At 63.1% G+C, this 12,127-nt stretch carries 10 protein-coding genes and 1 riboswitch; of the genes, 5 read left to right on the top strand and 5 right to left on the bottom strand.

The features are described from left to right. Positions 1-80: 80 nt before the first annotated feature. The gene (gene thiC / locus WBR57_RS22520) at positions 81-1,985 is read right to left on the bottom strand and encodes a phosphomethylpyrimidine synthase ThiC (RefSeq protein ID WP_424086764.1); all 1,905 of its coding nucleotides are present in this window, start codon (positions 1,983-1,985) and stop codon (positions 81-83) included. A gap of 149 nt (positions 1,986-2,134) precedes the next feature. Next, a riboswitch (TPP riboswitch) is annotated at positions 2,135-2,240 on the bottom strand. A gap of 196 nt (positions 2,241-2,436) precedes the next feature. On the opposite strand from thiC, the gene WBR57_RS22515 reads away from it, so the two are divergent. Beyond that, entirely contained in the window at positions 2,437-3,876 is a 1,440-nt protein-coding gene (locus WBR57_RS22515) for a TolC family outer membrane protein (RefSeq protein WP_424086762.1), read from the top strand. A 121-nt stretch (positions 3,877-3,997) separates the two neighbouring features. On the opposite strand, the gene waaA is transcribed toward WBR57_RS22515, so the two are convergent. Both waaA and WBR57_RS22505 read right to left on the bottom strand, forming a co-directional pair. After that, a complete protein-coding gene (waaA, locus tag WBR57_RS22510; RefSeq protein ID WP_424086760.1) occupies positions 3,998-5,275 on the bottom strand; it encodes a lipid IV(A) 3-deoxy-D-manno-octulosonic acid transferase in 1,278 nt (425 codons plus the stop codon). A 23-nt stretch (positions 5,276-5,298) separates the two neighbouring features. Continuing rightward, positions 5,299-6,189 carry a LysR family transcriptional regulator gene (locus WBR57_RS22505; protein WP_424086758.1) on the bottom strand — a complete coding sequence of 297 codons (891 nt, stop codon included), beginning with the start codon at positions 6,187-6,189 and terminating at the stop codon, positions 5,299-5,301. A 102-nt stretch (positions 6,190-6,291) separates the two neighbouring features. Here WBR57_RS22505 and WBR57_RS22500 point away from each other — a divergent pair, with 102 nt between their 5' ends. From WBR57_RS22500 to WBR57_RS22485, 4 genes are read left to right on the top strand one after another with little or no spacing between them, the layout of a single operon-like run. After that, positions 6,292-6,627, top strand: coding sequence for a DMT family transporter (locus WBR57_RS22500; protein WP_027604927.1), 336 nt, complete (start codon positions 6,292-6,294; stop codon positions 6,625-6,627). A gap of 55 nt (positions 6,628-6,682) precedes the next feature. After that, entirely contained in the window at positions 6,683-7,858 is a 1,176-nt protein-coding gene (locus tag WBR57_RS22495; protein ID WP_424086756.1) for an NAD(P)/FAD-dependent oxidoreductase, read from the top strand. Beyond that, a complete protein-coding gene (locus WBR57_RS22490) occupies positions 7,855-8,667 on the top strand; it encodes an aldo/keto reductase (RefSeq protein ID WP_424086754.1) in 813 nt (270 codons plus the stop codon). Before WBR57_RS22495 ends, WBR57_RS22490 begins: the two co-directional genes overlap by 4 nt. 41 nt (positions 8,668-8,708) lie before the next feature. After that, positions 8,709-9,668 (top strand): metal ABC transporter ATPase, encoded by a 960-nt coding sequence (locus tag WBR57_RS22485; protein WP_122538311.1) that lies wholly within the window; start codon positions 8,709-8,711, stop codon positions 9,666-9,668. A 48-nt stretch (positions 9,669-9,716) separates the two neighbouring features. Here WBR57_RS22485 and WBR57_RS22480 read toward each other — a convergent pair whose 3' ends face one another. Continuing rightward, positions 9,717-10,652: an NAD-dependent epimerase/dehydratase family protein gene (locus WBR57_RS22480; RefSeq protein ID WP_424086752.1), complete on the bottom strand. Its 936-nt coding sequence runs from the start codon at positions 10,650-10,652 to the stop codon at positions 9,717-9,719. After that, the gene (gene hldE, locus WBR57_RS22475; RefSeq protein ID WP_424086750.1) at positions 10,645-12,069 is read right to left on the bottom strand and encodes a bifunctional D-glycero-beta-D-manno-heptose-7-phosphate kinase/D-glycero-beta-D-manno-heptose 1-phosphate adenylyltransferase HldE; all 1,425 of its coding nucleotides are present in this window, start codon (positions 12,067-12,069) and stop codon (positions 10,645-10,647) included. Before hldE ends, WBR57_RS22480 begins: the two co-directional genes overlap by 8 nt. Positions 12,070-12,127 lie beyond the last annotated feature (58 nt).

Below are 12,127 nucleotides of genomic sequence, written 5' to 3'. Positions count from 1 at the left end.
CTCCCACACTGGAATGCATTCCAAATGTGGGAGCCGGGCTTGCCCGCGATGGCGGCGGCACAGTCACCGCCGCCTCTGGATCAGACCTTCTTGTACAGCTGGCTACCTTCCTGCTTGAACCGCTCCGCCTGTTCGGCCAGGCCCTTGGCCACGTCCACATCCACCGCTTCAATGCGCTGGTTGGCCGCGTATTCACGCACTTCCTGGGTGATTTTCATCGAGCAGAATTTCGGCCCGCACATCGAGCAGAAATGCGCGACCTTGGCCGAGTCCTTCGGCAACGTCTCGTCGTGATAGGAGCGTGCGGTGTCCGGGTCCAGGCCCAGGTTGAACTGGTCCTCCCAGCGGAATTCAAAGCGCGCCTTGCTCAAGGCATTGTCGCGGATCTGCGCGCCGGGGTGCCCCTTGGCCAAGTCCGCCGCATGCGCCGCGATCTTGTAGGTGATGATCCCGGTCTTCACGTCATCCTTGTTGGGCAAGCCCAGGTGTTCCTTGGGCGTGACGTAGCAGAGCATGGCGCAACCGAACCAGCCGATCATCGCGGCGCCAATGCCGGACGTGATGTGGTCGTAGCCCGGCGCAATGTCGGTGGTCAGCGGGCCGAGGGTGTAGAACGGCGCCTCGTCGCAGCACTCCAGCTGCTTGTCCATGTTCTCCTTGATCAGCTGCATCGGCACGTGGCCGGGACCTTCGATCATGGTTTGCACGTCGTGCTTCCAGGCGATTTTGGTCAACTCGCCAAGGGTTTCCAGCTCGCCGAATTGGGCAGCATCGTTGGCGTCGGCAATCGAGCCCGGGCGCAGGCCGTCGCCGAGGGAGAAGCTGACGTCGTAGGCCTTCATGATTTCGCAGATTTCGTCGAAATGCGTATAGGTGAAGTTCTCTTTGTGGTGCGCCAGGCACCACTTGGCCATGATCGAGCCGCCACGGGACACAATGCCGGTCACGCGCTTGGCGGTCAGCGGCACGTAGCGCAGCAACACGCCGGCGTGGATGGTGAAGTAGTCGACGCCCTGCTCTGCCTGCTCGATCAGCGTGTCGCGAAACAGCTCCCAGGTCAGGTCTTCAGCGGCGCCGCCGACTTTTTCCAGCGCCTGGTAGATCGGCACGGTGCCGATCGGCACCGGCGAGTTGCGGATGATCCACTCGCGGGTTTCGTGGATGTGCTTGCCGGTGGACAGGTCCATCACCGTGTCCGAGCCCCAGCGAATGCCCCAGGTGAGTTTCGCGACTTCTTCTTCGATGGACGAACCCAGGGCGCTGTTGCCGATGTTGCCGTTGATCTTCACCAGGAAGTTACGGCCGATGATCATCGGTTCCAGTTCGGTGTGGTTGATGTTCGCCGGGATGATCGCGCGGCCACGGGCGATTTCTTCGCGCACAAATTCCGGCGTGATGATTTTCGGCACGCTGGCGCCGAAGCTGTGGCCGGCGTGTTGCTGGTCGAGCAGGCCGCTGGCGCGGGCTTCTTCAAGCTTCATGTTTTCGCGGATGGCGACGTATTCCATCTCGGCGGTGATGATGCCTTTGCGCGCGTAGTGCATCTGCGTGACGTTGGCGCCGGCCTTGGCGCGGCGAGGGTTTTTCACGTGGGCAAAACGCAGCGCGGTCAGCTCGGCATCGCTGAGGCGCTGCTGGCCGAAGTGCGAGCTCAGGCCAGACAGGCGCTCGGTGTCGCCACGCGACTCGATCCACGGCGAGCGCACATCGCCGAGGCCTTTGCGCACATCGATGATGACATTGGGGTCGGTGTAGGGCCCGGAGGTGTCATAGACCACCACGGGCGCGTTGATTTCACCGCCGAAATCGGTGGGGGTCACGTCCAGGCTGACTTCACGCATCGGCACACGAATGTCCGGGCGAGTGCCCTGCACGTAGATTTTTTGCGAGCGGGTAAACGGCTGCACGGAACCGGAGTCGACCTTGGCCGATTCGCTCAAGTGCTGGGTGTTTTTGAGTTTTGTACTTTTTATTTCTGTGCTCATCACGGGCTCTCCAACTTATCCAGGCGGTGGATTTTTGTCGGAGCGAACCTGTGACGGATGGACGCACTGAAACCAGTGCTGTGCTCGGTGCACGAGGGCTGTTCGATTGTCGAACAACATCCCGGACGAAGCACAAGAGGACTCGCCGGGGGACGAGAAATCTTGTTCCCTACGCAGGCGTTAACCTGATCAGGTTCAACGGGATCCGGTATTTACCGATCTCAGCCTTCCAACAAGGCACCCCGACAAGAACGCGGCCAGTCTAGACCATGCCGTGGGCAAATTGCCAATCGCGGTGCATTCAGCGTGATGAATGGCATGATTGCAGGATTGTTGCGCCGGGTCAGCGCCACTACACTCCAAGGCCGCCACAATGCTTGACGCCAGGAATGGCCCGCCTTAGCCTTGGGCGCTAAATTATCGCCGTAATATTCACTCTAGGGATCGCCTCATGCTGCGCAAACTCTCACTGGCTCTCGCCGTGTCTTGTGCGACCAACGGAATGGTCTGGGCAGCTGAAGCGCCCTTGTCCGCCAGGACTGACTTGGTCAGCGTCTACCAGGAAGCCGTGGACAACAACGCCGACCTGGCCGCCGCACGCGCCCAATACGGCGCGCAGAAAGAAGTGGTGCCCCAGGCGCGTGCCGGCTTGCTGCCGAACCTGTCGGGCGCTGCGGACATCAATAACGTGCGTACCCAGATCGACACGCCGGCCGCCACCGCCAACCGCGATGCGCACTCCTGGCGCGCAACCTTGAGCCAGCCGCTGTTCCGCGCCGACCGCTGGTTCCAACTGCAAGCGGCCGAGGCCACCAATGAGCAGGCCGCGCTGCAATTGTCGGCCACCGAACAGAACCTGATCCTGCAAAGCGCCGAAAGCTATTTCGCAGTGCTGCGCGCCCAAGACAACCTGGCCTCGACCAAGGCCGAAGAAAATGCCTTCAAGCGCCAGCTCGACCAATCCAACGAGCGATTCGACGTGGGCCTGTCGGACAAGACCGATGTGCTGCAGTCCCAGGCCAGCTACGACACCGCCCGCGCCAACCGCATCCTGGCCCAGCGCCAGGTAGACGATGCCTTTGAAGCGCTGATCACCCTGACCAACCGCCAGTACAACTCGATCCAGGGCATTGTCCACACCTTGCCGGTGCTGCCGCCGCTGCCGAACGACGCCAAGGCCTGGGTCGAGACGGCCGGCCGCCAAAACCTGAACCTGCTCGCCAGCAACTACGCGGTGACCGCCGCCGAAGAAACCCTGAAGCAGCGCAAGGCCGGCCACGCGCCGACCCTGGACGCCGTGGCGCAATACGAAAAAGGTGACAACGACGCCCTCGGTTTCAGCAACCCGAATGCCTTCGGCACGCCGTATCGGGGCGATGTGGAGCAACGCACCATCGGCCTGCGCCTGAATATCCCGATCTACAGCGGCGGCCTGACCAGCTCGCAAGTGCGTGAGTCCTACTCGCGCCTGGGCCAGACCGAGCAGCAGCGCGAAGGCCTGCGCCGCCAGGTGGTGGAAAACACCCGCAACCTGCACCGCGCGGTGAACACCGATGTGGAGCAGGTGCAGGCGCGCCGCCAGTCGATCATCTCCAACCAGAGCGCGGTGGAAGCCACGGAAATCGGTTACCAGGTGGGCACGCGCAACATCGTCGATGTGCTGGATTCACAACGCCAGCTCTACGCGTCGGTGCGCAACTACAACAACAGCCGCTACGACTACATCCTCGACAACCTGCGCCTGAAGCAGGCGGCAGGCACCTTGAACCCAGGGGATTTGCAGGATCTGGCGCGCTACCTGAAGGCTGACTACAACCCGGACAAAGACTTCCTGCCACCGGACCTGGCCAAGGCTGCGGCCGAGCAGCTCAAGGCCCGGCCGGGGTACTGAACACCCCCTGAAACAACTGTGGGAGCGGGCTTGCTCGCAAATGGGGAGTGTCAGTCAACACATGTACTGGCTGACACACCGCATTCGCGAGCAAGCCCGCTCCCACATTTGATGTGTGTGGTCAGTGATTCAGGAGTTTGTCCAAACCATCCAGCAAACGCTTCAGCGCGCCCTGGTTGGCCTGCATCACCTTGAGCCCCGCCTGCGCCATCTTGCGCGCATCCTGTGGCAGCTCGAACAGCTGCCGCACGGCTTCGGCCAGCCCTTCGGCGTCATCCACGGCGCGCAACGCCCCGGCTTCGCGCATCATCGTGGTGATGTCGAGGAAATTGAAGACGTGCGGCCCCATGATCACCGGTTTTGCCAGCGCCGCCGGTTCCAGCGGGTTATGCCCACCGGTCGCCACCAGGCTGCCGCCGACAAACGCACTGTCGGCCAGGGCATAAAGAAACAGCAGCTCGCCCATGGTGTCGCCGAGCAATACCGAGGTTTGCGCAGTGACCGGCTCGCCGCTGGAACGGCGCACCGTGGCAAAGCCGTGTTGCGTGCTCAACTCGAACATCGGGCCAAAGCGTTCCTGGTGACGCGGCACCAGAATCAGCAGCGCGTTGGGATAGCTTTCGAGCAACTGGCGATGGGCCGCGAGTACCACTTGGTCTTCGCCCTCATGGGTACTGGCGGCGATCCACACCGGGCGCTCAGTGGCCCCCCACTGCTCGCGCAGGGCGGCCGCGCGCACCGGCAGCTCGGGGTCGATGCTCAGGTCGAACTTGATCGAGCCGGTGACCTGCACGGTCTCTGGCCGCGCGCCGAGGCTTAGAAAACGCTGGGCCTCGGTCTCGGTCTGCACGGCGAACAAGCTCATTTGCGCCAGCATGGGCGCCGTCAGCTTGGCGAAGCGTGCATAGCCCTTGGCCGAACGCGCCGACAGCCGCGCATTGGCCAGCGCCACCGGGATACCGCGCTGGGCGCAGGCGTGGATATGGTTGGGCCACAGCTCGGTTTCCATGATCACCGCGAGCTTGGGCTGCACGCGATCAAGAAAACGCTTGGCCGCACACGGCAAATCGTAGGGCAAATAGCAGTGCTGGATCCGCGGCTCGTTGGCGAACAACGCCTGGATGCGCTCGGAACCGGTGGGCGTCATGCACGTAACCGTGATCGGCAGCTGTGGATAACGCTCCAGCAGCCCACGCACCATCGGCGCGGCGGCAATGCTCTCGCCCACCGACACGGCATGCACCCAGATCCCGCCCGGCTGCAGTACCGGCAAACCATAGGAAAACCGCTCGCTGATGCGCTTGGCATAGGCCGGCGCCTTGCGTGCGCGCAGCCACAGACGTAAAGCCACCAGTGGCAGCGCGAGGTAAAACAGACAGCTGTAGAGAGTTCTATTCATGGCGGCGGAGTTTATCGGCTTTTTCAGTCGATCGCCTGCAAGCACTCGGCAAAACGTTCGGCAAGAAAGCGTGCGGCCGGGCCCAGGTGCTCGTCGCGGCGCCACACCAACTCCACCACCAGCGCCGGCGGCGTCCATTCGCTGTGCAATTCGACCATTTTTTGCTGATAGGTCGGGTATTGCACGATGTGCCGAGGCAGCCAGGCCCAGCCCAGGCCACTCATCAGCCATTCCGCCAAGACGTAGAAACTGTCGGCGCGCCAAACCAGCGGGCTGGCCGCCTCGCTGCCGGGGTAGACACTGGTCTGGGTCGACATCAGCAACTGGCGAAACTGCGCCAGGTGCTGGCACGTCACGTATTTTTCCCTGGCGAGCGGGTGATTGACGCCACACACGGTGACCATCTCCACACTGCCCACAACCCGCCGCTCAAGGGCTTCGGGGATCTGGTCGTGGTAGAACAACAGGCCCAGGTCGGCCTTGCGCTCGACCAACTTGCGCGCCACATCACCCTGGGCGGCGCTGGACAGCTGCACTTCCAGCAACGGGTATTGCCCCGCCAGCGCCTCCAGGCTGTCGAGCACCGGCTGGAACAGCATGGCTTCATCCTGGGCCAGGCGCAGGCAGGCTTCCTCACCGCGGGTCAACGACAGCGCGCGGCCATTCAGCCGTTCGCACTGGCGCAGCACTTCGCGGGCCTCTTCCAGCAATACGCTGCCGGCCTCGGTCAGGCGTGGCTGACGGCCGCTGCTACGCTCGAACAGGCTTACGCCCAGGTCCGCCTCAAGCAATGCGATGCCATTGCTGACCGCCGATTGCGCCCTGCGCTGCTCGCGCGCCACCGCCGAAAACGAGCGCTGCTCGGCGACGCTGACGAACAGGCGCATCTGCTCCAGATTCCATTGCACGCTCATGGATCAACCCATCTTTATTTCGGATAGGTAATGACTTTACCCCATCTGACAAACCTCTAGAATGCCGGCCTTATCAGAGTGCTTCACACCGAGGATCGACCCATGAACGCCGCCTACTGCTACCTGGCCATTGCCATCTGCTCGGAAGTGATCGCCACCGTTTCCATGAAAGCCATCAAAGGCTGGAGCACGCCCATCCCGCTGTTGCTGGTGATCGTCGGTTATGGCGTGGCGTTCTGGATGCTGACCCTGGTGGTGCGTACCGTGCCAGTCGGCGTGGCGTATGCCGTGTGGGCAGGGATGGGCATTGTGATGGTGAGCATCGCGGCGCTGTTTATCTACGGGCAGAAACTCGACGTGCCGGCAATGCTCGGCATGGGCCTGATCGTGCTGGGCGTGGTGGTGATCCAGCTGTTCTCGAAAACCGCCGGGCACTGACCGCAACGCCACAGCCTGTATACTGCGGCCCTTGTCTTGAACACTGAGGTCGCCCATGCCATCCGTTATTTCCACCGACGTCCTGATTGTCGGCGCCGGGGTTGCCGGCCTCTGGCTGAATGCGCGCCTGCGCCGCCAGGGGTTTTCCACGGTACTGGTGGAAAGCGCCACCCTGGGTGGCGGGCAAAGCGTGAAGTCCCAGGGGATCATCCACGGCGGCGCGAAATACGCCCTGCATGGCGCCCTCACCGGCGCCTCCGAAGCCATTGCCGATATGCCGCGCCGCTGGCGTGAAGCCTTGGCCGGCAACGGCGAGCTGGACCTTTCCGGCGTGCGTTTGCTGTCCGAAGCTCACTATCTGTGGTCACCGGGTACGATCGCCGGCAACCTCACCAGTTTTTTCGCGAGCAAGGCCGTGCGCGGTCGTGTCGATCAGGTCAAGGGCGACGAGCTGCCGCCCGCGCTGCAGGATCGCCGCTTCAAGGGCAAGGTCTATCGCCTGGCCGAATTGGTCATCGATGTGCCAAGCCTGATCGAACGCCTGGCGCAATTGGCCGGTGATGGCTTGCTCGCCGGGCAACACATCGAACCGTTGCTGGAAGGCGACACCCTGGTAGGTCTGAAGGTCGATGGGCGCGAGATCCGCGCCCAGCGCATCGTGCTGAGCGCAGGCGGCGGCACCGCTGACCTGCTGAGCGCCCTCGGCCTGAGCCAGCCGGCCATGCAAAAACGCCCGTTGCACATGATCATCGCCAAAGGCCCGGGCTTGAAGCCGCTGTACGCCCACTGCCTGGGCGGCGGCACCAAACCGCGCATCACCGTGACCACCCACCCCGCCGCCGATGGCAACTGGGTGTGGTACATGGGCGGCGATATCGCCGAGGCCGACGGGGTGGCGCGCACGCCTGAAGAACAGATCGCCACCGCACAGAAAGAACTGGCGCAGCTGCTGCCTTGGATCGACATGAGCCAGACGCGCTGGGCCACTTTGCGTGTCGACCGTGCCGAACCGTTGCAATCGGGCCTGAGCCGTCCTGACAACGCATTCCTTGCCGAACAGGGCCGCCTGCTGGTGGGCTGGCCGACCAAACTGGCCCTGGCGCCGGACTTCGCCGACCGGGTTATCCACAGCCTGGAGCGCGACGGCATCCACCCTAGCGCCACCGACGCCCTGCCCGACCTGCCAAAACCGGCTATCGGCCAACCTGCCTGGGAGCAACTGTTGCCATGAGCCTGCCCACTCTGCACGACCTGCATCGCCCCCTGGGCAGCACCGGCCTGATGGTCTCGCCGCTGGGCCTGGGCACCGTCAAGCTGGGCCGCGACCAAGGGGTGAAATACCCCAGCGGCTTTACGATTCCGGGCGACGACGAGGCACGCATGCTGTTGCGCCAGGCCCGCGAGCTGGGGATCAACCTGATCGACACCGCGCCGGCCTACGGCATCAGCGAGGAGCGCCTGGGCCCGTTGTTGCGCGATCAGCGCAAGGACTGGGTGATTGTCAGCAAGGTCGGCGAAGAATTCCAAAACGGCACCTCCAGCCACGACTTCAGTGCCGCCCATACCCGGATGTCGATCGAGCGCAGCTTGAAACGCCTTGAAACTGATTTTATCGACCTGGTGCTGGTGCATTCCGATGGCAACGACCTGCATATCCTCAATGACTGCGCGGTGTACGAGACCCTTGCGGCGCTGAAAAAGGAAGGCAAAATCCGCGGCTTCGGCTTCTCCGGCAAAACCGTCGAGGGCGGGGTGAAGGCTCTGGAACAGGGTGATTGCGCGATGGTCACCTACAATCTGAACGAACAGGGCGAGAAAACCGTCATTGAATATGCGGCGGCCCATGGCAAAGGCATCCTGGTGAAAAAGGCCCTGGCCAGCGGCCATGTGTGCCTGGAGCCTGGAATGGATCCAATTCAAGCCAGTTTCACATTGTTGTTTGCGCAAACAGGCGTCGCCAGTGCTATTGTCGGGACCATTAACCCGCTGCACCTGGCCCATAACGTGGCGACCGCTGCCAAGGTCATTCGTCAACTCTGATGCCGCCCACGCGGCCGACCCCGTCGCAAGAAGGAGCCGACATGCCGCGAACGCTCATAAGAAAGAACCCCAGCAACTTTAAAACACTGCCGCTGCACGTCGAAGCTACCCCCGAAGGCCTGAGTTACCAGAGCGTGGGCATGCCGCTAAATTTCGCCCAGACCTTGCAGCGCCGCAAGCCGGTGGAAGTGGCCGACCCCGAGCGCTTCGCCCTCGAGCTGGCGAACCTCGGCGTGTCGGTGCGCCTGACCCTGCACTGGCAAAACAAGGATTACTGGGTGCTGGTGCGCCAGCGCCGCCAGGACCGTGGCGACGTGGTGCTCAAGCTGATTTCCGGCTACGTCCCGGCCCATGAACTGAACCTGCCGCTGCACACCGCCATCCAGGAGATTGCCGAGGAGTGCCTGCTGGAAACGCCGGAAGGCTGGCTCAGCGGGCGCTTCAACGACACCTGGCTGCCGGCGCCCTACTCTGCCGCGCTGCATTACCGCGAGGCGCTGCCGTTTCGTCTCAGCCCACTGTCCGGCGCCGCCCGCCCGGTGCGCTGTGCGACGACCCAACTGATCGAACGGCCGCGGGCCTACGTGCACTTGCCGACGGCGTCGCTGCAATTGATTTATGACTTGCGCCTTGAGGTGCCGAAGGAGGCCAAGTCCCTGAGCCTGTTCCATGTGGACGAGCGGCTCGAAGGTGACCAGCTGGTTGCGCGCCTGGACCGTCAGCGCCCGGACTTGTACCTGATGCCCTTAAAAGACGGCCAGCCGTTGGCTGAGTTGTATACGGTCAAGAAGGATCAGCTGTATCCGGCCAGTACGCGGGGGTTGTACCTGGCGGAAAGCTTTGCCCGGCAGGAAGGCTGGCTGGTGCGCGATGAGCGAATTCGCTGGAAGGATTGGCTCAGGCAGCAGGGCCTGGCGGAGCCGGAGAAAGAATCAAAATTGAAGCGCCTGGCACAGCGGGTGTTGCGCAAGATTGTGCCGAAGAAAAAAGCCAAGGGTTGAGCACGATCCAAATGGGAGGGGGCTTGCCTCCTCCCAGATTCAGTTGGTTCAGCCGTTAAGCAGTCGCTCCAGGCCGGCCTTCAACGGGGTCGGCTCGGGCAATTTGAAGCTGGCCAGCAAGCGCTGGTTGTTCGCCCGCGAATGCCGGATATCCCCCGATCGCGCCGGCCCGTAAGTCACGGCAGGCAAGCTGCCCACCGCGGCTTCCAGCGCCTGCAGCACCTGCTTGAGGGTGGTCGTACGGTTCCACCCAACGTTGATCGCACCCAACGGCGCGTCCGGCGCTTCGATGGCCTGCACCAGCACATCCACCAGGTCTTCCACATACATGAAATCGCGGGTCTGCTCACCGTCGCCAAACACGGCAATCGGCACGCCCTGCTGAGCCCGCTCACAGAAGATACTGATCACCCCGGAATACGGCGATGACGGATCCTGGCGCGGCCCGAAGATATTGAAGAAGCGGAACACCACCGGCTCCAGGCCATGCTGGCGACGGTAGAAATCAAAGTAATGCTCACCGGCCAATTTATCCGACGCATAGGGCGTCAATGGCGCCTTGGTGGTCTCTTCATCAATCGAAGCACCCTCGCCGTTGTTGCCGTAGACCGCCGCGCTGGAGGCAAACACCACGCGTTTCACGCCGGCTTTGCGCATCGCTTCGCAGACATTCAGGGTGCCGACAAAATTGCTCTGGTGCGTGCTGACCGGGTCATCCACCGAGGCCTGCACCGACGCGACCGCCGCCAGGTGCACCACCGCCATCGTGCCAACGGCGGCTTGGGCTACCAACTCGGCATTGGCGACGTCGCCTTCAATCAGCTGTACGCGAGGATTGCTCAGCGGCAGGTTGCTGCGCTTGCCCGTGGACAAGTTATCCAGCACCCGCACCGCATAACCCTTGGCCAACAGCGCATCGACCAGGTGCGAGCCGATAAAGCCGGCACCGCCGGTGATCAGGACCCACTTATCAGCGTTACTCATTGTTGCGGATCTTCTCGACAATGGCGGTGGTCGAGCTGTTCTCGACCAACCCCAGCACTTTGACCTTGCCGCCGTAGGCACTGACGATATCGGCACCCACGACCTGGTCGACGGAATAATCGCCGCCCTTGACCAGCACGTCCGGCTTGACCTGGGCCAGCAGGTTTTCCGGGGTCGCTTCGGGGAAGCTGATCACCCAGTCCACTGCGCCCAGGCCGGCCAATACGGCCATGCGCCGATCAACACTGTTGATCGGGCGGCCGGGGCCCTTCAGGCGGCTGACCGAGGCATCGTCATTGACCGCGACGATCAGGCGATCGCCTTGGGCACGCGCCTGTTCCAGGTACGTCACATGGCCGGCGTGGAGGATGTCGAAGCAGCCGTTGGTGAACACAATGCTTTCGTTGTGGGCGCGCGCATCGTCAATCGCCAGCAGCAATTGCTCGATGGTCAGCACGCCACGCTCCGAGCCTTCGGAACGCTGGATGGCGCGGCGCAGTTCAGGTGCGCTGATGGCCGCGGTACCCAGCTTGCCGACCACGATGCCTGCCGCCAGGTTGGCCAGGGCCACGGCGTGGGGCAGTTCTTCGCCGGCCGCGATGGAAGCGGCCAGGGTCGAAATAACCGTGTCGCCGGCGCCGGTGACATCGAACACTTCACGGGCGCGTGCCGGCAGGTGCATCGCCGGGTGGCCGGGGCGCAGCAGGGTCATGCCGTGCTCGCCACGGGTCACCAGCAAGGCGCCCAGGTCGAGGTCGGCCATCAATGCCGCGCCCTTGGTCACCAGGTCGTGCTCATCGGCGCAACCGCCGACGATGGCTTCGAACTCGCTGAGGTTCGGCGTGATCAGGCTGGCCCCGCGATAAATCGAGAAGTCCTTGCCCTTGGGGTCGGCCAGCACCGGAATGCCCCGGGCCTTGGCGGCCTGGATCAGCATCTGGTGGTTTTTCAGGGCGCCTTTGCCGTAGTCGGACAACACCAGCACCTTGATGCCTTCGAGCAACGCGTCAACCTGGCCGCTGAGGGTCAGGGCGTCGGTGGCGAAGGGTTCTTCGAAATCGATACGCAGCAATTGCTGGTGACGGCTCATGACCCGCAGCTTGACGATGGTCGGCTGATGGGCGATGCGCTGGAACACCGCGCGCACGCCTGCAGCCTCCAGGCTGTTGGCCAGGCTGTTGGCGGCTTCGTCGTCGCCGGTCACACCCACCAGGGAGGCCGGGGCGCCGAGGGCGGCAATATTGAGGGCAACGTTGGCAGCGCCGCCTGGACGGTCTTCGATTTGCTCGACCTTGACTACCGGTACCGGCGCCTCAGGGGAAATCCGTGAGGTACCGCCATGCCAGTAACGGTCGAGCATGACATCGCCGACCACCAAGACAGGGGCTTGATCGAATCGCGGCATGGACAACTTCATGGAGCAACCCACATACAAAATGAACAGGGGCGCGATATTAGCACAGGGTGAGCGCCGC

Source organism: Pseudomonas sp. (genome assembly GCF_049590575.1).
Taxonomy (GTDB): Bacteria; Pseudomonadota; Gammaproteobacteria; order Pseudomonadales; family Pseudomonadaceae; genus Aquipseudomonas.
Note: the sequence above shows the minus strand (reverse complement) of the source record. Positions and strands in the feature narration are given on the sequence as shown.